The following is a 20,140-nucleotide window of genomic DNA, read 5'->3' as shown; positions in this document are numbered from 1 at the left end:
GAAGACGCGCTGGGGCCTACTCGCCGGGGGCGACTTCGTCGCTCGAGCCGGCGGGAGCGGCTTCGCGCTCGGGACGCGGGCCATGCGGCCGGCGACGCCGGCGCGGGAAGCGCTCGCCACCGCCACCGCCCTCGAAGCTGCCCGGACCGCCATTCGGGGCGCCGTTCACCTGCGGCTGCGGGCCGGTGATGAAGGATGGCAGGCGATCGACGCTGCCGGTGTCGGCAACGACGGGCTGGGGCTGGTTCAGCGGCTGCGGCGGTTGATATTGCGGCTGCGGAAGGTGGTCGCGTTCGCGATGTTCGCGCGGCTGCTGGTTGTCGCGCTGATATCGCGGCTGGTTGTCACGCTGCTGATGATCGCGCTGGCCGTCACGGACGAAGGGCTGCGGCGGCGGCTGCGGGACGAAGCCCGGCTCCTGTCCGAAGTTGGAGAAATTCTCGCCGTCGTCCTCGCCGTCGTCGCCGCTGTTGCTGTTGATCGGCTCGTCGCCGCGCGGCTGCTGGTTCTGGCGGAACTGTTCCTGGGCCGTCGCGATCAGGCGGAAATAATGCTCGGCGTGCTGGTAGTAGTTCTCGGCTGCCACGGGGTCGCCGGAGGAGCGCGCATCGCGCGCGAGCTGGAGATACTTTTCGGCGATGTGCGAGGCGGTGCCGCGGATCTTGATGTCGGGTCCGTTGGACTCGTAGACCCGGGTCATCGGGTTCTGACCGCGCCGGTTGTTATTGTTGTTGTTATTATTGTTGTTGCGGTTGCGCATCCGCTGCTTGTTCTGACCGTTTCTCATGTCCTGCCTTTAATTCCAGCCCTAAAGGTTGCACGCATTACTGATTGCAGAGATTGACCTGATGACAGCGGTTCGCATGTCCTCGCGCGCACTGCGCACGAGAAGCGGCTTGAACCCTGCCGATGTTCGTCGACCGTCGCGTTCAACAAGGACGCGTTCCCCACCCGCCAGCAGTCATTGCCAGCGAACCCATTCATATTGCCTGCCAAAACAAGCCCTGGTTTCTTGCGTTAGTCTTCGCGCGCAATATCAGGCTTTCGTTCACTTTGCGGTCGGAAAGCAGCGCACCTCAATGGGCCATCGCGCTTAACAGGACCTGCGGCTTGGAACCTAAAATCAGTGAAGCTCTCGCTTGAGCCCGGCTTTCGCCCGTAAGTCTACGGGGCCGACACTGATGTGCTGGAGGGAAGGTAGTCGTTCCCAAGGGATATTCCAAGAGGTTTTTACAGGCCAATCCGGCTTTTATGGGGGCATTTTTCGGGCCGAAACCGCCCGCGCAATGCCTGCCAGATCCGCCCTGGGCGGCCTGTCCACCGTTAACCCGGCGGCTGTCATCAAGGCCCCGATATCCCGGGCCTGGCCCTGTCCGGCCTCGACGATCAAGGCTCCGCCGGACGCGAGCCGTTCGGCCGCCTGCGGGATCAACGCGCGATAGGCATCATAGCCGTCATTGCCGCCGTCGAGCGCCAGATGCGGATCATGCTCGCGCACCTCGATGCTCAAGGTCGGAATTTCCCCAGAGGGAATGTAGGGCGGGTTCGACACGATGAGATCGAACGGGCCACGCAGCGCCGCGGCATAGGAGCAGGCCACGAAAGCCGAGCGGCCGGCGAGGCCGAGAGAGGCGGCATTGCCTTTCGCGGTTTTGAGCGCGGTGAGGCTGAGATCGGTGCCGACACCGAAGGCGCTGGGAATTTCATGCAGTAGCGCGAGCAGGATTGCGCCGGATCCGGTGCCGATGTCGGCGATGCGCGGCGGGTGAGGTGTCTTCCGTTCGCGAAAAATCTCGAGTGCGAGCTCGACCACGGTCTCGGTATCGGGACGCGGGACCAAGGTTGCTTCCGAGAGCCGGAACGGCAGGCCCCAGAACTCCCTGACACCGAGAATCCGCGCCACCGGCTCGCCGGCGATGCGGCGCTGCGCATGCTGCGCGAGACGCGATGCCTCGGTCGCAGTGAGGGGCCGGGTGGCCTGTGCAATCAGGCCGGTGAGGTCGAGGCCGACCGCCGCGCCGAGCAGGATACGGGCATCGAGCTCGGCTTCGTCGAACTGCGCGGCTTTCAGCTGCACGGCCAGCGCGCGGCGCGCGCCCTCGATCGATAGTCCGGTGAAGGGAGTGCTCACGCGCCCGTCACGCTGCAACACCCTGCGCGGCAAGCTGGCCGGCCTGGTGCTCCGTGGTCAGCGCGTCGATCAATTCGCCGAGCGCTTCACCGGCGATCACCTGCGGCAGCTTGTAGAGCGTCAAATTGATGCGGTGATCGGTGACGCGCCCCTGCGGAAAATTGTAGGTGCGGATGCGCTCGCTGCGGTCGCCGGAGCCGACCTTCTCCTTGCGCTCGGCCGAGCGCGCGGCATCGAGGCGCTGCTGCTCGGCGTCGTAGATGCGCGAGCGCAGGATGTTCATGGCCGAAGCCCTGTTCTTGTGCTGCGAGCGGCTGTCCTGCATCATCACCACGATCCCGGTCGGGATGTGGGTGATGCGGATCGCCGATTCGGTCTTGTTGACGTGCTGGCCGCCGGCGCCCTGCGCGCGCATGGTCTCGATGCGCAGATCGTCGTTCTTGATCTCGACGTCGACCTCCTCGACCTCAGGCATCACGGCCACCGTTGCCGCCGAGGTGTGGATGCGTCCCTGCGTCTCGGTGTCGGGCACGCGTTGCACGCGGTGCACGCCGGATTCGAACTTCAGTTTCGAGAACGCGCCGCGGCCCTGCACCTCCGCGATGATTTCCTTGTAGCCGCCGACGGTACCCTCGCTGGCCGAGATCACCTCGACCTTCCAGCCCTGCAGGCTCGCGAAGCGCTCGTACATCCGGAACAGATCGCCGGCGAACAGCGAGGCCTCGTCGCCGCCGGTGCCGGCGCGGATTTCCAGCACCACGTTGCGGTCGTCCATCGCGTCCTTGGGCAACAGCGCAACGCGGATCTTCTGGACGAGGTCCTCGATCCTCGGTTTGAGCTCGTCGCGTTCGGCCTCGGCCATGCCGCGCATCTCGGCATCCGTTGCGGGATCGGCGATCAGCGCCTCGGTGTCGGCGAGCTCTTTAACAGCAGACCGGTAGGTCTTCACCGCCTCGATCAGCGGCGTGATCTCGGCGAGCTCGCGCGTGACCTGCACATAACGCTCGGAGGAGAGTTGCCCCAGCGATTCGGCCTCGAGCGAGGCATGATGCGCGAGCAGGACGTCCAGTTTGGTTTCGGGGAGTGACGACATCGGTTTGGTCTCAAAAAAGCGGGGAAGCGAGGCGGCGAAGGCGAGCGGACAGGCCCGCTACAACGCCAGGCCTTCGGCCTCGGCAAATTCCGTCAGCTTCTGCCGGATCGAGACGCTGCCGGAGGGCGCATCCAGCAGCGGATCGAGCATCGCCTCGGCCTTTTTCGCGTCGAGGTCGATGACCAGCGCCTTGACCGGGCCGAGCGCGGTCGCTGACAGCGACAGCGAGCGATAGCCCATCGCGATCAGGGCGAGCGCGCCGATCGGCTTCGAGGCCATCTCGCCGCAGAGCGACAACGACTTCTTCGCGGCGTTGGACTTGCGTGCGATCTCGCGCAGCACGCGCAGGATGGGTGCCGACATGGTGTCGAAGCGCTCGGAGACCTTGGCGTTGCCGCGATCGACCGCGAACAGGAACTGGAACAGATCGTTGGAGCCGACCGAGATGAAGTCGACCTTCTTCAGGAGCTCATCGAGCTGGTAGAGCAAAGCGGGCACCTCGACCATGGTGCCGATGTCGATTCTTTCAGGCAGCGTGTGGCCGTGCTGGCGCAGGTAAGTCAGCTCGCGCTCGACCAGTGCTTTGGCCGAGTCGAATTCGGCGACCTCCGAGATCATCGGGAACATGATGCGCAGCGCGCGGCCGCCGCCGGCGCGCAGCAGCGCGCGGATCTGGCCGCGCAAAAGGCCCGGACGGTCCAGCCCGAGCCGGATCGCGCGCCAGCCGAGCGCTGGGTTCTCCTCGATCACCGCTTCCATATAGGGCAGCGCCTTGTCGCCGCCGATGTCGAGCGTGCGGAAGGTGACGGGCTTGGTGCCGGCAGCATCCAGCACGGTGCGATACAGCGCGAGCTGGTCGCTGGTGCGCGGCAGGCTCTGGCCGACCATGAATTGCAGCTCGGTGCGGAACAGGCCGATGCCGGCGCTGCCGGTGTCCTCGATATGCGGCAGGTCGATGGCTAACCCTGCGTTGATCATCAGCTCGACCTTCTGGCCGTCCCTGGTGACGCAGGGCCGATCGCGCAGCGCCAGATATTGCGCCTGGCGGCGGGCGCGGAAGCGCACGCGCTCGGCGAAGGCCGCCTCGACCTCCTGCGACGGGCGCACATAGATCGCGCCCGAGGTGCCGTCGACGATGATGGCGTCGCCGGGATCGGCGATGCCGGGCGCGTTCGGCACCTCGCCGACCGCGGGGATTCCGAGTGCGCGCGCCACGATCGAGACGTGGGAATTGGCGGTGCCTTCCTCCAGCACGATGCCGCGCAGGCGCTTGCGGTCGTAGTCGAGCAGCGCCGCCGGTCCCATCGCGCGGGCGATGACGATGGCATTGTCGGGCAATTGTTCGCGTGACGGCGCGTGATCCTGCCCCACCAGCTGCCGCATCAGGCGGTAGCCGAGGTCTTCGAGGTCATGCAGCCGGTCGCGCAAATAGGGGTCGGTCGAGCGCAGCATGCGCGCGCGGGTGTCGGACTGCACGCGCTCGACGGCGGCTTCCGCGGTGAGGCCGGTGGCGACCGCCTCGTGCAGCTTGTGCGACCAGCCCTGGTCGTTGGCGAACATGCGGTAGGCTTCCAGCACCTCGCGGTGCTCGCCGCCCTCGGCGACGTCGCCGCGCTCCAGCATGCGGTCGAGATCGGCGCGCAGCTTGGCCAGCGCGGTGTCGAGCCGCTTGATTTCCTTCGGCAGGTCCTCGGCGATGTAGTCCTTGATGACGACGCGCGGCTCGTGCAGCACGACATGGCCAAGCGCGATGCCTTCCGACAGGATCGCGCCGACCTTCTGCGCGGAATGGCGCGCGGCGGGCTCCTGGCCCGGCTGGGCCAGTGCGGACAATTCGCCGGAGGCGATCAGCTCCGCCAGCACCATCGCGGTGGTCTGCAGCGCCTCGAGCTCTTCCTCGACATAATTGCGCTTGGCGCGGTTCTGCACCACCAGCACGCCGAGCGTGTTGCCGGCGCGCAGGATCGGCACGCCGAGGAAGGAGTGGTAGATTTCCTCGCCGGTCTCGGGGCGGAACGAGAAGGCCGGGTGGCTCTGCGCATCGCTCAAATTGAGCGGGGTCGCCTCGCTGGCGACGAGGCCGACCAGGCCCTCATGGGCGCTCAGCACGGTGTGGTGGACGGCCTCGCGGTTGAGGCCCTCGGTGGCGTAGAGCTCGAGCGTGTTGTCGATGCGCAGCACATAGACCGAGCACACCTCGGCCACCATGTTGGCGGCGATCAGCACCACGATCTTGTCCAGCCGCTCCTGGGCCGAGACCTGCTCCGCCATGGTTTCGCGGAGCCGTCTCAACAAGACGCGGGGACCTCCCGACGCGCTCCGCATGAACCGTCAATCTCCTCCGTGTGCCTGGCCCGGCGATATTGGCCGGCGGCTGGCCCAAAATTCCAGAAAAACAACCAAATTGTCTGTCCGGCGCAGGCGCAAACGACCGCTTGCACCGAATCAGCAGCCTGAACTGGGACACAGTCTGCGGCAGCCCACCCTGTTCGCCGTATAGCGAATTGAGGCTTGTTTTGCCAAGCAAAACGCCTGCCAGACGCGAAGGTGTGTACACCTTCGCGTTTGCTGCGGCCGCTAAGAGAAAATTAGTCCAAGCATGGTCCGGAAAAGTGCGAAGCGGTTTTCCGGAAAGACCATGCTCTAGCAACAATCTAAAGCGCGACGACGGCCGCGCTTTAGGCCTGATCGAGCCCGTAGAGCGTGTGCAGGGTGCGGACCGCGAGTTCGGTATAGGCGGTGTCGATCAAAACCGAGAATTTGATCTCGGAGGTTGTAATGGCCCGGATGTTGATATTCCGTCCCGCGAGGGCCGAAAATGCCTGGGCGGCGACGCCGGCGTGGCTGCGCATGCCGCTGCCGATCACCGAGATCTTGGCGACGTCGGTGGCGGAATCGAGCCTGCTATAGCCGATCTTGGCCTTGGCGGCGGTAATCGTGTCCTTGGCGCGGGTGTAGTCCGCGGCCGGCACCGTGAAGGTGAGGTCGGTGGTCTTGCCGTCCTCGGACACGTTCTGGACGATCATGTCGACGTTGATGTTGGCATCGGCCAGCGGGCCGAAGATCGACGCGGCGACGCCTGGCTTGTCCTCGATCTGGCGCACCGAGATCTGGGCCTCGTCCTTCGAAAAGGCGATGCCTGTGACGACGTGGCTTTCCATGATCTCCTCCTCGCTGCAGATCAGCGTGCCGGGCGGCTGGTTGGCATGCGGGTCGATATCCTCGGGCTTGTCGAAGCTCGAGCGGACGAAGATCGGCATGTTGTGGACCATGCCGAGTTCCACCGACCGAACCTGGAGCACTTTGGCGCCCTGGGAAGCCAGTTCCAGCATGTCCTCGAACGCGATCTTGTCGAGCCGCTTGGCCTTCGGCACGATTCGCGGGTCGGTGGTGTAGACTCCGTCGACGTCGGTGTAGATGTCGCAGCGGTCCGCCTTGACGGCGGCGGCGATCGCCACGGCCGAGGTGTCGGAGCCGCCGCGGCCGAGCGTGGTGATGCGGCCCGTCTCGGGATTGACGCCCTGGAAGCCGGCGATGACCGCGACTTCCTTGCGCTCCTGAAAGCGCTTGATGATCTCGCTGCCATCGATGTCCTCGATCCGGGCCGAGGCATGGGCGTCGCTGGTCTTGATCGGGATCTGCCAGCCCTGCCAGGAGCGGGCCTGGATGCCCATGCTCTGGAGCACGATGGCCAGAAGGCCCGAGGTCACCTGTTCGCCGGAGGCGACGACGGCGTCGTATTCGCGCGCGTCGTGCATCGGCGAGGCCTCGGTGCACCAGGCCACCAGCTCGTTGGTTTTTCCGGACATCGCCGAGACGACCACGGCCACTTCATGGCCGGCGTCGACCTCACGCTTCACATGGCGTGCGACGTTGCGGATACGTTCGATGTTGGCGACGGATGTGCCGCCGAATTTCATCACGAGGCGGCTCATGACGACGCGTGCATTCCTTCATAAGGATCAGTATGGTGACCCGCACCGGACGGGTGCCTGCGGACACCGACCGCGCGTATACATAGCGGCGGGGCCGGGGGCAAGCGGGTTCCTGCGGGGCCGGTTGTGGGGTAGTGGGTTAACCGGATCATGGCGCGCTATATCGACGAGATTCTTCAGCCCGGCGAGAAGGTGCTGTATTCGACCAATGCGCACTGGATTTTCTATATCCCGGCGATCGTGGCCTGGGTCGTGGCCTTGGCGTTCTTCGTCGCGTCCCGGCAAACCATCGTCGAGGGGCTCGTGCTGCTCTGTCTCGTCGCCTCCGGCCTCGCGGCTCTGGCCGCGCTGTACTGGACCGTGAAGGGCTGGTTCCATCGCTTCACCACCGAGACCGACGTCACCAACCTCAGGGTTGTGCACAAGACGGGCTTCATCAAGCGCCGCACCTTCGAGATGGCGCTGGACAAGGTCGAGAGCGTCGACGTCGACCAGTCGATTCTTGGACGTATTCTCAATTATGGCGACGTGACAATCCGGGGTGTCGGCGAGGGGATCGAGAAGATCACCACCATCTCCTCGCCGCTCGCCTTCCGCAGTTCGATCACCACGCGGTAGGACCGCGCGCAACCATGAGCATGCAGCAAAATACTCCCGTACCCGCAAGCCCTCAGCCCGGCTCGACCGTCGACGCCGCCGAGATCGCGAAATTCTCAAAGCTCTCGGCCGAGTGGTGGGACCCCAACGGCAAGATGGCCCCGCTGCACCGGATCAACCCGCTGCGGCTCGGCTACATTCGCGACGCCGCCTGCCGCAAGTTCGAGCGTAACGTGCGCAGCCTCAACAGTCTCGGCGGCCTGCGCGTGCTCGACATCGGCTGCGGTGCCGGCCTGCTGTGCGAGCCGCTGTCGCGGCTCGGCGCGCAGGTCATCGGCGTCGATCCGTCGGCGAGCAACATCGCGGCGGCGAAGCTGCATGCCGACAAGGGCCATCTTGCGATCGACTACCGCTGCACCACGGTGGAGGAGATCGATCCGCGCGAGCGCTTCGACATCGTGCTGGCGATGGAAGTGGTCGAGCATGTCGTCGATGTCGGCGTCTTCCTGAAACGCTGCGCGGCGATGCTGAAGCCGAACGGCCTGATGGTGGTCTCGACGCTGAACCGGAACTGGAAGAGCTTCGCGCTCGCCATCGTCGGCGCCGAATACGTCCTGCGCTGGCTGCCGCGCGGCACCCACGAATGGAACAAGTTCGTCACCCCCGACGAGCTGACGAAATACCTCCTCGACAACCGCCTCGTCATCACCGAGCAGACCGGCGTCGTCTACAGCCCGTTCGCCGACAAATGGTCCCTCTCGTCGGACATGGACGTGAACTACATGGTGGTGGCGGAAGGCATGGTCTGAGGGGGTGAGCAGTGCGCGAGCATCGCTCCTATGACGTGGGCCTGATTGACCTGCTTCGCCGCTAGCGGCAGGTTGGCCGGAATCTTTCAGTTCTCCAGCCCCCACCCCATGCTCACCGTTACCAGCCTCTGGATTCCCTTCACTGTCATCGCCGCGCTCGGCCAGGTTGCGCGCAATGCGATGCAGCGGTCGTTGACGAAGCCGCTGGGGACGTGGGGGGCGACCAATATCCGCTTCCTGTTCGGCTTCCCGTTCTCGCTGCTGTTTCTGGGTGTGGTGTTGGTGGCGACCGGCGATCACCTCAATGCGCCGCCGACCGTGTTCTGGCCGTGGCTGCTGCTGGGCGCGCTCAGCCAGATCGTCGCGACCGGCCTGATGCTGCTCGCCATGAACGACCGCTCCTTCGTGGTGACGACCGCGTACCTGAAGACCGAGGCGATCCAGACCGCGATCTTCGGATTCGTCTTCCTCGGCGATCACCTGACTTGGCTCAAGGTGCTGGCGATCGTGGTCGCGACCATCGGCGTCGTCACCACTGCGCTGCGGCCCGGCGGCGAGAAGAGTTTTGCCGAGCTGAAGCCGACCATCACCGGTCTCGTCGCCGCCGCGGCATTCGCGATGTCTGCGGTCGGTTTTCGCGGCGCCATCATCAACGTTCCCGGCGTCTCCTTCGTGACCTCGGCCTCGTTCACGCTGGTGCTCGGCCTGTTCGTGCAGACGCTGATCCTGACGATCTATCTGCTCTGGCGCGCGCCAAAGGTGCTGCAGGCGATTCTGGGATTGTGGAAGCCGTCGCTGCTTGCGGGCTTCATGGGTGCCTTCGCCTCGCAATTCTGGTTCCTGGCGTTCGCGCTGACGGCGGCCGCCAATGTCCGCACGCTCGCCTTGATCGAGGTGCTGTTCGCGCAAGCCGTGGCCTACTACTCGTTCAAGCAGCCGATTGCCGCGCGCGAGATTTTTGGCATCGCGCTGATCGTGGTCGGCGTCGCAGTGCTGGTCGGGGCCTAATTCCGGTCTTCGGGCAGCGTCGGCAACGGCGACACCTCGATGCCCTCGTCGATCAGCGACTTCGCCTCGTCCGGCGAGGCCTCGCCATAGATCGGGCGATGCTCCTTGTCGCCGTAATGCATGGCGCGGGCTTCGTTCGCAAAGCGCTCGCCGACATTATCGGCATTCTTGACGATATGATCGCGCAGCTCCTTCAGCTTGGTGCGAAGCTCGCGCTCCTGCGCCATCAGGAGTGAGGTCGGTCCGGACGGCATCGCCTCGGGCGCAGGCGCAGCGGTCGGCTCGGGCGGCGGCGTTGCGGGTCCGCGGCCCTTCTTGCCGACGATGCGCGGGGCCATGATCGCCTTGCCGACCTTGGCCGAGCCGCAGATCGGACAGGTCACCAGCTTGCGCTTCACCTGGGAATCATAGGCCGACGAACTCTGGAACCAGCTTTCGAATTCGTGGTTTTTGTCGCAGTGGAGCGCGTAGCGGATCATGCCGATCCCCGCACCAGGTGCAGATGGTCGGGCCCGGCCTTGGGATCGGCGACGCCAAAGCGGCGGCCGTGCTGGAGCGAGGGGATGGCGCGGCGGGCGGTCTCGACCTTGGCCGGATCGATCTTGGCCATGATGATGCCGGGCTCGACATCGCCCTCGGCGAGGATCTCGCCCCAGGGATCGATGATCAGGGAGTGACCGAACGTCTCGCGCTTGTTCTCATGCAGCCCCGCCTGCGCCGCCGCGAACACGAAGCAACCGGTCTCGATGGCGCGCGCGCGCAGCAGGATGTGCCAATGCGCTTCGCCGGTTTTGCGGGTGAAGGCGGAGGGCACCGTGAGGAAGGCCGCCCCGCTCTCGGCCAGCGCGCGGTAGAGCGCGGGAAAGCGGACGTCGTAGCAGATCGTCAGCCCGATGCGGCCCCAGGGCAGGTCGGAGATCACGGCGGTCTCGCCCGGCTGGTAATTGGCGGATTCGCGATAGCTCTCGCCGTCCGGAAGCACGATGTCGAACATATGGATCTTGTCGTAGCTCGCGAGCACATTGCCCTCGGGCCCGATCAGGAACGAGCGGTTCACCGCCTTCTCTTCCGAGAAGCGCAGCGCCAGCGAGCCGACATGGATGTGGATCTTCAGCTCGGCCGCGAGCGCGCGATAGGCCTTCAGCGAGGTGTCGTCCTCTTCGCTCTGGAGGTGCTCGAACAGCGCCGTGCGGTTCAGCTGCATCATGTTGCTGACTTCGGGCGTCTGCACGTAGTCGGCACCGCTCGCCGCCGCCTGCCGGATCAGCTGGGTGGCCTGCGCGAGGCTCGGCCCGGGCAGCAGGCCGGTGCGCAGCTGGATCATGGCCGCAGTGAAGGTGCGATCCTGAGCTTGATCCTGGCTCATGATACCGCCTTCACGCTCTCGAGCATCTCATCGAGTTTGCCCTCGCGGTCGAGCGCGTAGAGGTCGTCGCAGCCGCCCACATGGGTGCCGCCGATCCAGATCTGCGGGAAGGTCGAGCCTTCGCCGGCGCGGTCGTACATCTCGTCGCGCCAGAACGGGTTCTTGGCGACGTCGAACTCGGCGAAAGTCGCCTTCTTGCGGGTCAGCAGCGATTTGGCGGCGGAACAATAGCCGCAGCCGGGCCTCGTGTAGATCTCGACAGCAGCGGTCATGTTGGCTGGCGCTCTCGTGTCATGAATTCATTGAATTATATGGGACTTCACCTGATCTCCACAACCCGGGCAAAGACCAGCACGTCGACCTGGGCTGCCTTGGCGCGGAGCAATGCCCGTGCGCAGGCATCCAGCGTCGCGCCCGAGGTCAGGACATCGTCGATCAGGATGATGCGGCGGCCCTGGACCTCGGCCTGACGGTCGGCGGATACCTGGAATGCACCCTGCACATTGGTGGCGCGCTGGGCCCGCGACAGGCCGATTTGCTGCTCTGTGGCGCGCACCCGGCGCAGCACCTCGCCGCGCACCTTGACCCCGCTCTGCCGCTCGATGATCCGCGCCAGCGCCCCGGACTGGTTGTAGCGGCGGCGCCAGGCCCGCCGCCAATGCAGCGGCACCGGCACCAGCATGTCGGCGCCGGTGAGCAACTCGCTGCCCGCGCGCGCCATCCAGCGGCCCATGGCGGGCGCCAGATCGGTGCGGTCCTGGTATTTTAGAGCGTGTACGAGCGTGCGAGCGACGTCGTCATAGCGAACCGCCGCGCGCGCCCGCTGGTAGGCCGGCGGGCTCGCGATCGCCTCCATCGACAGCATGTCGGGGCCGGGATCATAAACAAAGGGAATACCGAGCCGCGGGCAATAGGGCCGTTCGATGAACGACAGCCGCGCCCAGCACGCCGCGCAAACGCCCTCGCCATCGACCGGCTCGCGGCAGGAGACGCACAGCGTCGGCAGCGCAATGTCGAGCGCGAGCCGTGCTGCGCGGGACAGCACGTGGCGGCCAACGCCCAGCGCGCCGCGCAGATAGCTCGAAATGAAGCGTGATGCCTCAACGTCCATCGGCCTGCTGCTCATTCGGGAGCACGGGTCGGAAGAATGATCGCTCATAACGTCGGAAGCAGCGCGTCTCCTTTGCGAAGGCGATCGCCTTCTGAACGTCCGGATCTTCGGCGCTGTCTTTCCGATATTGCTCGTAGGCCGCGAAGCTCGGGAAGCTGAACATCGCCAGCGCGACGTCGCTGGCCCCTTCCGAGGACAGGAAGTACCCGTGGTGGATGCCGCCGAATCTAGGCAGTAGTTCCAGCCACATCCTGCCGTAAGCCTCGAATTCGGCGAGCTTGTCCGGCGGGACCTCGTATCGCAGATAACAAGTGACCATCGTCGGATACTCCGGCGCGCCGCGCACCTGGCGCGGACTATTGGCTTGGAACGCGAGGGCCGTTGTCGGCTTCCATCAGGGAAGCTAGCGCCACACGCAGTGGATTGCCAGAACCGCCGTGATCGGCGTAACCAGCATCATGGCTTCGACCCCGCAAACCCCGCCCGCCCTGTTCGACCGCGCTTTGCTGCATGCGCGGCAGCGGCGCGCGCAGGCGCAAGGTGCCGTGAGTTTCCTGCTCGATCGGGTCGCCGAAGACATGTCGGATCGGCTGGCCGCAGTGATGCGAGAATTTCAAGCACCGGCCGATCTCTGGACGCCCGGTGAAGGGCTCGCCGGACTGCGCACGCAACTTCCTTCCATTGAGCGGATCGCACTCGATCCGGCGGGCGCCGAGAAGCTGCCCTTCGCTCCCGAAAGGCTCGATCTCGTCGTCTCGGCCCTGGCACTGCAATTCGTTAACGACCTGCCAGGCGTGCTCACGCAAATCCGTCGTGCGCTGAAGCCGGATGGCTTGCTGCTCGCCGCGATGATCGGCGGTGACAGCCTGACCGAGCTGCGTCAGGCCTTTGCCGCGGCGGAAGCCGAATGCGAGGGCGGCGTGTCACCGCGGGTGGCGCCGTTCGCTGATCTCAGAGACATCGGCGCACTGCTGCAGCGGGCGGGCTTTGCGTTGCCGGTGACCGACGTCGATCGCGTCGTAGTGCGTTATGGCAATGCGTTCGCGTTGATGCAGGATCTCCGCCGCATGGGCGCGGCCAACGTGCTGATCGAGCGGCGCCGCACACCCAGCCGCCGCGCGACACTGCTGCGGATGGCCGAAATCTACGCCGAGCGCTTCGCCGATGCCGACGGCCGTATCCGCGCAACGTTCGACATCATCTGGCTCTCCGGCTGGGCCCCGCATGCGAGCCAGCAGCAGCCGTTGAAGCCGGGGTCGGCGAAAGCGAGCCTGGCGGAGGCGGTGAAGAAGGCTGGGAAAGAGTGATCCTCATGGTGAGGAGGCGCGTCAGCGCCTGGCGGACGATGCTTCGCATCGCCGCGCGAACCATGCAGCGCCGTCGCTTGCCGTGTGGCCATCCTTCGAGACGACCGCTTCGCGGTCTCCTCAGGATGAGGTCCGATCTCACATCAACAAGTCAATCAAATGCGGGATCAGCGGAATGTCCGCGGGCGGCATCGGATAGTCGCGCAGCTTGTTGGCGCGGACCCAGGCAAGGGTCTGGCCTTCGCGCGGCGTCACCTGCCCTTCCCAGCGACGGCAGATATAGAGCGGCATCAACAGGTGAAAGGTCTCGTAGCCGTGGCTCGCAAACGTCAGCGGCGCCAGGCACGGCTCGGCGACGGTGATGCCGAGCTCCTCGTGGAGCTCGCGGATCAGGCTCTGCTCCGGCCGCTCGCCGGGCTCACACTTGCCGCCGGGGAATTCCCAGAGGCCGGCCAGCGTCTTGCCCTCGGGGCGCTGCGCGATCAGGACGCGCTTGTCGGCGTCGACGAGCGCGCAGGCCACGACGAGGGTAAGCTTCAGCTCAGCCATCAGATCAGGACCGGTAATCGCCGTTGATCGCGACGTATTCCTTGGTGAGGTCGCAAGTCAGCACGCGGTCGCGGCCCTTGCCGAGGCCCAGCGAGACCTTGATCGCAATCTCCGGCGCCTTCATCGCTTCCGACACCTGCGCCTCGTCATAGGATGGGTCGCGCGCGCCGCTCTTGGCGACGCGGATGCCGTTGAAGGAGATCGACAGCTTGTCGCGATCGGCCGGCTCGCCGGCCTTGCCGACCGCCATCACCACGCGGCCCCAATTGGCGTCCTCGCCGGCGATCGCGGTCTTCACCAGCGGCGAGTTGGCGATCGACATCGCAATCTTGCGTGCGGAGGCCTTGGTCTTGGCGCCTTCGACGGTGATCTCGACCAGCTTGCGCGCGCCTTCGCCGTCGCGGGCGACCTGCTCGGAAAGATTGGCGAGCACTTGGTTGAAGGCCTTGACGAAGGCCTTCAGCCCGGGATCGCTGGCGCGGCTGATCTTGGGCGCGCCGTGCTCGGCGGCGGCGCCGGTCGCGAAGGCCAGCAGCGTGTCCGAGGTCGAGGTGTCGCCGTCGATCGTCACCGCGTTGAAGGTGTCCTCGACTCCGGCCTTCAGCAGCGCCTGCAGTGCGGCCGGTGCGATCGGCGCGTCGGTGAAGATGAAGGACAGCATCGTCGCCATGTCGGGGGCGATCATGCCGGCGCCCTTGGCCATGCCGTTGATGGTGACCTTGGCCTTGCCGAGCTTGACGGTCGCGGTCGCGACCTTCGGGAAGGTGTCGGTGGTCATGATCGCCTTGGCGGCGGCAAGATAATCGCCGGCCTGGGCGGTCTCGGCGAGACCGCCCAGCACGCCGTCGAACTTGGTCGCATCCAGCGGCTCGCCGATCACGCCGGTCGAGGCCAGGAAGATTTCGCTCTCGCTGCAACCGACGGCCTTGGCCGCGATCTTCGCGGTCAGCGCGGTGGAGGAGCGGCCGGTCTTGCCGGTGAAGGCATTGGCGTTGCCGGAATTGACGACGAGGGCGCGCGCCTTGCCGCCCTTCAGCTTGGCGCGGCACCATTCCACCGGCGCGGACGGGCATTTCGACTTGGTGAAGACGCCGGCGACCGCGGTGCCCTTGTCCATTACCGCCAGCAACACGTCGGTGCGGTTCTTATAGCGGATGCCGGCCTCTGCCGTCGCGAGACGAACGCCCGCGATGGTGGGCATGTCAGGAACAGATTTGGGGGCGAGGGGAGAGACGGCTGAGGACATCGTTGGGCGCGCCTTGATGGGGTCTGAATATGCAGATGGCCGGGCTTTTGCCCGGCCATTGCGACGTTAGATACTATTGGCGTCCGCGAAGTGACAGCGAATTCTTACTTCTTCGCGGGCGGCGCCATCTTGCTGTCGGACGGCTTGGCGGGGTCGGCCGGCTTGGCATCCGACTTGGCATCCGGTTTGGCGTCCGCCGCCGGCTGGTCCGTGCGCTCGACCTTGGCTTCCGCGCGCAGCTTGGCGACGTAGTCGGCCTGGGCCTTGCGGGTGACGTACTGTTCGATCTGGGCCTTGACCTGCTCGAAGTCCGGCGCCTTGCGGCTGCGCTTTTCCTCGACCTTGATGATGTGCCAGCCGAACTGCGACTTCACGGGGTCGGAGATCTTGCCCGGCTCGAGCGCGAAGGCCACCGTCGAGAATTCCGGCACCATCTGCTCCTTGGTGAAGAAGCCGAGGTCGCCGCCGTCGGCGGAGCCCGGATCCTTGGACTTCTTCTTGGCGAGTTCGGCGAAATCGGCGCCCTTGTCGAGCTCGGCCTTCACCGCCTTGGCCTCGTCCTCGGTCTCGACCAGGATGTGGCGGGCGCGCACTTCCTGCTCGCCGGTGATCTGCTTGGAGGCCTCCTCATAGACCTTCTTCATGGCGTCGGGGGTGGTGGCGGCCTTGCCCTCCTGAGCCAGCAGATTGTCCATCAGCAGGCGGTTGCGGGCGAACGCCAGGCGCTTCTTGAACTCCTCGCTGTCGGCGACCTTCTTGTCCTCGGCGGCCTTGGACACGATCTTCATATCGATCAGGAACGACAGGACGTTCTCGTCCTTGGTCGCCGGGTCCATCTGGGCGAGGCTCGGCCCGAGTTCCTCTTCGGCCATGGCGACGTCGCTCTTCTTGATTTCCGCGCCATTGACCTTCGCCAGGACCGGATCGTCGGCAGCCCGGCCGGGACCCGCGATCAGCGCCAGCGCAAGGCAGCCCACGAGGGCGGTGGCGAGGCCGAAGCGCAGGCCGGTTTTGGTTACCGGGAACGAGGTGGTCATGGAAAATCCTTTTGTTGAAGCAGGGGGCTGCTCGAAGCGGGCGGACACTCGCCCAATTCAGGGGGGCTTGGCAACGCGAAAAGTCTGTCAAAATGATGAATTAGCCGCAATGCGGCTGCCGTTGACAAGGCCCTGACCGGGCCATATCTCTGCCCGGTCGCGACCATGGCGATGGCGTTTATTTTGCTGCGTTTTTGGCCGTTGAACCCAGGCTTGCCCAATTCCCACCCATATGGCGGATGACCCCCCGCAGTCCGGGCTCTGGCGCCATAAGGCGTCACGGTGAGTTGATAGGCAGGCGGGTGACAACTTCTTGGCTGCAACGCGGTTGAATCGCGAACACAGGAACTAGGCATGATCGGCGCGCTCGCCCGCAAGTTTTTCGGCTCCGCCAACGACCGGCGGGTGAAGGGATATCAGTCCCGCGTCAACGCGATCAACGCGCTGGAACCAGAGGTCTCGAAACTCTCGGACGAGGCGCTCAAGGCCCGCACCGCCGAGTTCAAGCAGCAGCTCGCCGAGGGCAAGACGCTCGACGACCTCCTGGTGCCCGCCTTCGCCACCGTCCGCGAGGCCGCCAAGCGCACGCTCGGCCAGCGCCATTTCGATGTCCAGCTGATCGGCGGCATCGTGCTTCACGAGGGCGACATCGCCGAGATGAAGACCGGCGAAGGCAAGACGCTGGTCGCAACGCTCGCGGTCTATCTCAACGCGCTCGCCGGCAAGGGCGTCCACGTCGTCACCGTCAACGACTACCTCGCCAGCCGCGACTCCGGCTGGATGGGCCAGATCTACGGCTTCCTCGGCCTTACCACCGGCGTCATCGTGCATGGCCTCGACGATGCCGAGCGCAAGGCGGCCTATGCCTGCGACATCACCTACGGCACCAACAACGAATACGGCTTCGATTACCTGCGCGACAACATGAAGTACCGGCTCGAGGACATGGTCCAGCGGCCGCACTTCTATGCGATCGTCGACGAAGTCGACTCCATCCTGATCGACGAGGCGCGCACGCCGCTGATCATCTCCGGCCCGCTCGACGACCGCTCCGACTTCTACAACACCATCGACTCGTTCCTGCCCAAGCTCGACAAGACCGATTACGACGTCGACGAGAAGCAGCGCACGGTGACGCTCACCGAAGCCGGCATGGAGAAGATCGAGGGTCTGCTGCGCGATGCCGGCCAGCTCAAGGGCGAGTCGCTCTACGACGTCGAGAACGTCTCCGTCGTGCACCACATCAACCAGGCGCTGCGCGCCCACACGCTGTTCACCCGCGACAAGGACTACATCGTCCGCGACGACGAGGTCGTGATCATCGACGAGTTCACCGGCCGCATGATGGCCGGCCGGCGCTATTCCGAAGGTCTGCACCAGGCGCTGGAAGCCAAGGAGCATGTCCAGGTCCAGCCGGAAAACCAGACGCTGGCCTCGATCACCTTCCAGAACTATTTCCGGATGTACGAAAAGCTCGCCGGCATGACCGGCACGGCGCTGACCGAAGCCGACGAGCTGTTCGACATCTACAAGCTCGAGGTCGTGGAAATCCCGACCAATCTGTCGGTCGCCCGCCTAGACGAGGACGACGAGGTCTATCGCACCCAGAACGAGAAATACGCAGCGATCCTGGCCGAGATCGAGCGCGCCAATGCGCGGCTGCAGCCGGTGCTGGTCGGCACTGCGTCGATCGAAAAGTCGGAAGTGATTGCCGAGTACCTCAAGAAGCATGGCTACCGGCAGATCGATTTCGGCAGCGAGAATTCGATGCAGAAGCTGTACGCCGCGGCGCGCGCCAACAAGCCGGCGAAGCTGTTCGCGGTCCTGAACGCGCGCTTCCACGAGCAGGAAGCCTATATCGTCGCCGAAGCCGGCGTTCCCGGTGCGATCACGATCGCGACCAACATGGCCGGCCGCGGTACCGACATCAAGCTCGGCGGCTCGCTCGAGATGCGCATCCAGCAGGAGACTGCTGGCATCACCGACGATGCCGAGAAGGCCAGGAAGATCGAGCAGATCAAGGCCGACATCCAGCATTTCCGCGACATCGTGCTGAAGGCGGAGGAGACCGTCGAGATCGAGCCGGCGAAGGGCTCCAAGCCCGCCAAGACCGTGAAGAAGCCCGGCGGCCTCTACATCATCGGCTCCGAGCGTCACGAATCCCGCCGCATCGACAACCAGCTCCGCGGCCGTTCCGGCCGTCAGGGCGATCCCGGCCGCTCGAAGTTCTTCCTGTCGCTGGAAGACGATCTGATGCGCATCTTCGGCTCGGACCGTCTCGACAGCATGCTGCAGCGTCTCGGCCTGAAGGAAGGCGAGGCGATCATCCATCCCTGGATCAACAAGGCGCTGGAGAAGGCGCAGCAGAAGGTCGAGGCGCGCAACTTCGACATCCGCAAGAACCTGCTCAAGTTCGACAACGTCCAGAACGACCAGCGCAAGGTGATCTTCGATCAGCGCGTCGACCTGATGAAGGACGAGAGCGTCGTCGAAACGGTCACCGACATGCGCCATGCCTTCATCGACGACCTCGTCGCCAAGCACGTGCCCGAGCATGCCTATGCCGAGCAGTGGGACGTCGCCGGCCTGAAGGACGAGCTGACGCGCGTGCTCGGCCTCGACCTGCCCGTCGACGAATGGGCCAAGGAAGAGGGCATCGCCGACGAGGAGCTGCTGACTCGCATCGAGACCAAAGCCGACGAGCACATGGCGGCCAAGGTCGCGCAATGGGGTCCCGACGTGATGCGTTACGTCGAGAAGACCATTCTGCTCCAGACGCTGGACCATCTCTGGCGCGAGCATCTGGTCATGCTCGACCATCTGCGTCAGGTCATCGGCCTGCGCGGCTACGGCCAGCGCGATCCCTTGCAGGAGTACAAGACTGAGGCCTTCAATCTCTTCCAGGAGATGAGCGCGCATCTGCGCGAGGCCGTCACGGCGCAGCTGATGCGCGTCGAGATCGTCCCGCCGGAGCAGGAAGCACCGGTGTTGCCGCCGATGGAAGCGCACAAGTTCGATCCGAACACCGGCGAAGACGAAATGGCCGTCGCCAACGTCTCGCTCGCGCCGCAGGCTACCGACGCGGCGCTGCGCGATCCGAAGAACCCTGCCAGCTGGGGCAAGATCGGCCGCAACGAGGACTGCCCATGCGGCAGTGGCAAGAAGTACAAGCACTGCCACGGGCGGTACGGCTAAGGCTTAGGGCCGATGAGGTGCGGCACCGCCGGCGCCTCATTCTCCGCTGCCGTCGCCCGGTTTAACCGGGCGCCCCAGTGCGGCGTGGCTTCTCGGTTCAATCAGATCAGTCTCTGGAATACTGGATCGCCCGATCAAATCGGGCGATGACGGCGAGTATTTGGCTCGCGCCATGCGCTCCGCTGCGCTTGTCCGGGACGACGTGCGGAAAGGGAGTTTGTGCTGCTTGCGCGCTCAATTCGAGCTGTCGATCAAGCTCTCCAGCAACCGCTTCAGCTCACTCGTCGACTTGTCGCCGTAGCTCTCCAGGATGTGCTCTTCCTGGTCCACCGCGAGTGAGTTGAGCTTCCTGCACAGTACGTTGCCGCGGTCGGAGATGAACATCAGCACCTTGCGGCGGTCGTTGGGGTCCTGCACGCGATAGACCAGCGTGTCGGAGACCATGCGGTCGATCATCTTGGTCAGCGTCGGATGATTGAGCAGCACGGCGTCGGCAAGCTCGCCCATCGAATGGCCGTTGCCATCCGACAGCACCTTCAGGATGCGCCACTGCTCGACGGGAACGCCTTCCTTGCTCAAGCGCAGTTCCAGCTGCCGGTTGATCTCCCGGTTGGCCTGCGCGAGCAGGTAAGCGAGGTGTTCGGTGATCGGAGAGTTCGGTTTTGCCACGGCTAAGACTTCGTCTTGACCCAAATGAGTGAATGTCTTGCAATCGATGCTGCTTCTATATGCACTTCAATTCTTGAATATTCAATA

At 65.0% G+C, this 20,140-nt stretch carries 19 protein-coding genes; 5 read left to right on the top strand and 14 right to left on the bottom strand.

Translation table 11 applies throughout. The features are described from left to right. Positions 1–16: 16 nt before the first annotated feature. The 5 genes from WHZ77_RS31820 to WHZ77_RS31800 form a co-directional block, all read right to left on the bottom strand. A complete protein-coding gene (locus WHZ77_RS31820) occupies positions 17–787 on the bottom strand; it encodes a DUF4167 domain-containing protein (protein ID WP_375311543.1) in 771 nt (256 codons plus the stop codon). Positions 788–1,249: 462 nt separating this feature from the next. Then, the gene (gene prmC, locus WHZ77_RS31815; protein ID WP_375311542.1) at positions 1,250–2,131 is read right to left on the bottom strand and encodes a peptide chain release factor N(5)-glutamine methyltransferase; all 882 of its coding nucleotides are present in this window, start codon (positions 2,129–2,131) and stop codon (positions 1,250–1,252) included. A 7-nt stretch (positions 2,132–2,138) separates the two neighbouring features. Further along, positions 2,139–3,224: a peptide chain release factor 1 gene (gene prfA / locus WHZ77_RS31810; protein WP_375311541.1), complete on the bottom strand. Its 1,086-nt coding sequence runs from the start codon at positions 3,222–3,224 to the stop codon at positions 2,139–2,141. Between the two features lie 57 nt (positions 3,225–3,281). Beyond that, the gene (ptsP, locus tag WHZ77_RS31805; protein ID WP_375311540.1) at positions 3,282–5,549 is read right to left on the bottom strand and encodes a phosphoenolpyruvate--protein phosphotransferase; all 2,268 of its coding nucleotides are present in this window, start codon (positions 5,547–5,549) and stop codon (positions 3,282–3,284) included. Positions 5,550–5,902: 353 nt separating this feature from the next. Beyond that, positions 5,903–7,159 carry an aspartate kinase gene (locus WHZ77_RS31800; RefSeq protein WP_375311539.1) on the bottom strand — a complete coding sequence of 419 codons (1,257 nt, stop codon included), beginning with the start codon at positions 7,157–7,159 and terminating at the stop codon, positions 5,903–5,905. A gap of 150 nt (positions 7,160–7,309) precedes the next feature. Between WHZ77_RS31800 and WHZ77_RS31795 the strand changes: the two genes are divergently transcribed. From WHZ77_RS31795 to WHZ77_RS31785, 3 genes are all read left to right on the top strand, one after another. Then, on the top strand, positions 7,310–7,777 hold the full coding sequence (locus tag WHZ77_RS31795) for a PH domain-containing protein (protein ID WP_375311538.1): 468 nt from the start codon (positions 7,310–7,312) through the stop codon (positions 7,775–7,777). 14 nt (positions 7,778–7,791) lie between these two features. Continuing rightward, positions 7,792–8,565 carry a bifunctional 2-polyprenyl-6-hydroxyphenol methylase/3-demethylubiquinol 3-O-methyltransferase UbiG gene (gene ubiG, locus WHZ77_RS31790; RefSeq protein ID WP_375311537.1) on the top strand — a complete coding sequence of 258 codons (774 nt, stop codon included), beginning with the start codon at positions 7,792–7,794 and terminating at the stop codon, positions 8,563–8,565. 108 nt (positions 8,566–8,673) lie between these two features. Further along, entirely contained in the window at positions 8,674–9,573 is a 900-nt protein-coding gene (locus WHZ77_RS31785) for an EamA family transporter (RefSeq protein ID WP_375311536.1), read from the top strand. Here WHZ77_RS31785 and WHZ77_RS31780 read toward each other — a convergent pair. From WHZ77_RS31780 to WHZ77_RS31760, 5 genes are read right to left on the bottom strand one after another with little or no spacing between them, the layout of a single operon-like run. After that, positions 9,570–10,052 (bottom strand): DUF1178 family protein, encoded by a 483-nt coding sequence (locus tag WHZ77_RS31780; protein ID WP_375311535.1) that lies wholly within the window; start codon positions 10,050–10,052, stop codon positions 9,570–9,572. The two genes, WHZ77_RS31785 and WHZ77_RS31780, sit on opposite strands and share 4 nt — an antisense overlap. Then, a complete protein-coding gene (locus WHZ77_RS31775; protein WP_375311534.1) occupies positions 10,049–10,939 on the bottom strand; it encodes a carbon-nitrogen hydrolase family protein in 891 nt (296 codons plus the stop codon). The genes WHZ77_RS31780 and WHZ77_RS31775 overlap by 4 nt, the downstream gene beginning before the upstream one ends. Further along, the gene (gene grxC / locus WHZ77_RS31770) at positions 10,936–11,211 is read right to left on the bottom strand and encodes a glutaredoxin 3 (protein WP_375311533.1); all 276 of its coding nucleotides are present in this window, start codon (positions 11,209–11,211) and stop codon (positions 10,936–10,938) included. The genes WHZ77_RS31775 and grxC overlap by 4 nt, the downstream gene beginning before the upstream one ends. 47 nt (positions 11,212–11,258) lie before the next feature. Further along, a complete protein-coding gene (locus WHZ77_RS31765; protein ID WP_375311532.1) occupies positions 11,259–12,050 on the bottom strand; it encodes a ComF family protein in 792 nt (263 codons plus the stop codon). Then, positions 12,040–12,369 (bottom strand): NIPSNAP family protein, encoded by a 330-nt coding sequence (locus WHZ77_RS31760; RefSeq protein ID WP_375311531.1) that lies wholly within the window; start codon positions 12,367–12,369, stop codon positions 12,040–12,042. The genes WHZ77_RS31765 and WHZ77_RS31760 overlap by 11 nt, the downstream gene beginning before the upstream one ends. Positions 12,370–12,508: 139 nt before the next feature. On the opposite strand from WHZ77_RS31760, the gene WHZ77_RS31755 reads away from it, so the two are divergent. After that, a complete protein-coding gene (locus WHZ77_RS31755; protein WP_375314858.1) occupies positions 12,509–13,357 on the top strand; it encodes a methyltransferase domain-containing protein in 849 nt (282 codons plus the stop codon). A gap of 138 nt (positions 13,358–13,495) precedes the next feature. On the opposite strand, the gene WHZ77_RS31750 is transcribed toward WHZ77_RS31755, so the two are convergent. The 3 genes from WHZ77_RS31750 to WHZ77_RS31740 all read right to left on the bottom strand — a co-directional run bounded on the left by WHZ77_RS31750 (position 13,496) and on the right by WHZ77_RS31740 (position 16,189). Beyond that, positions 13,496–13,906 carry a (deoxy)nucleoside triphosphate pyrophosphohydrolase gene (locus WHZ77_RS31750; protein WP_375311530.1) on the bottom strand — a complete coding sequence of 137 codons (411 nt, stop codon included), beginning with the start codon at positions 13,904–13,906 and terminating at the stop codon, positions 13,496–13,498. Between the two features lie 4 nt (positions 13,907–13,910). After that, entirely contained in the window at positions 13,911–15,152 is a 1,242-nt protein-coding gene (argJ, locus tag WHZ77_RS31745; RefSeq protein WP_375311529.1) for a bifunctional glutamate N-acetyltransferase/amino-acid acetyltransferase ArgJ, read from the bottom strand. A gap of 104 nt (positions 15,153–15,256) precedes the next feature. After that, a complete protein-coding gene (locus tag WHZ77_RS31740) occupies positions 15,257–16,189 on the bottom strand; it encodes a peptidylprolyl isomerase (RefSeq protein ID WP_375311528.1) in 933 nt (310 codons plus the stop codon). 354 nt (positions 16,190–16,543) lie between these two features. Between WHZ77_RS31740 and secA the strand changes: the two genes are divergently transcribed. Then, positions 16,544–19,384 (top strand): preprotein translocase subunit SecA, encoded by a 2,841-nt coding sequence (secA, locus tag WHZ77_RS31735; RefSeq protein ID WP_375311527.1) that lies wholly within the window; start codon positions 16,544–16,546, stop codon positions 19,382–19,384. A 234-nt stretch (positions 19,385–19,618) separates the two neighbouring features. Here secA and WHZ77_RS31730 read toward each other — a convergent pair whose 3' ends face one another. Further along, positions 19,619–20,053, bottom strand: coding sequence for a MarR family winged helix-turn-helix transcriptional regulator (locus WHZ77_RS31730; RefSeq protein WP_375311526.1), 435 nt, complete (start codon positions 20,051–20,053; stop codon positions 19,619–19,621). Positions 20,054–20,140: the final 87 nt, after the last annotated feature.

Origin of the sequence: Bradyrhizobium sp. A5 (genome assembly GCF_042076515.1) — a bacterium.
GTDB classification, from domain to species: domain Bacteria; phylum Pseudomonadota; class Alphaproteobacteria; order Rhizobiales; family Xanthobacteraceae; genus Bradyrhizobium; species Bradyrhizobium cosmicum.
The sequence above is the reverse complement of the archived record's forward strand: the minus strand, read 5'-3'. Positions and strand labels throughout refer to the sequence as shown.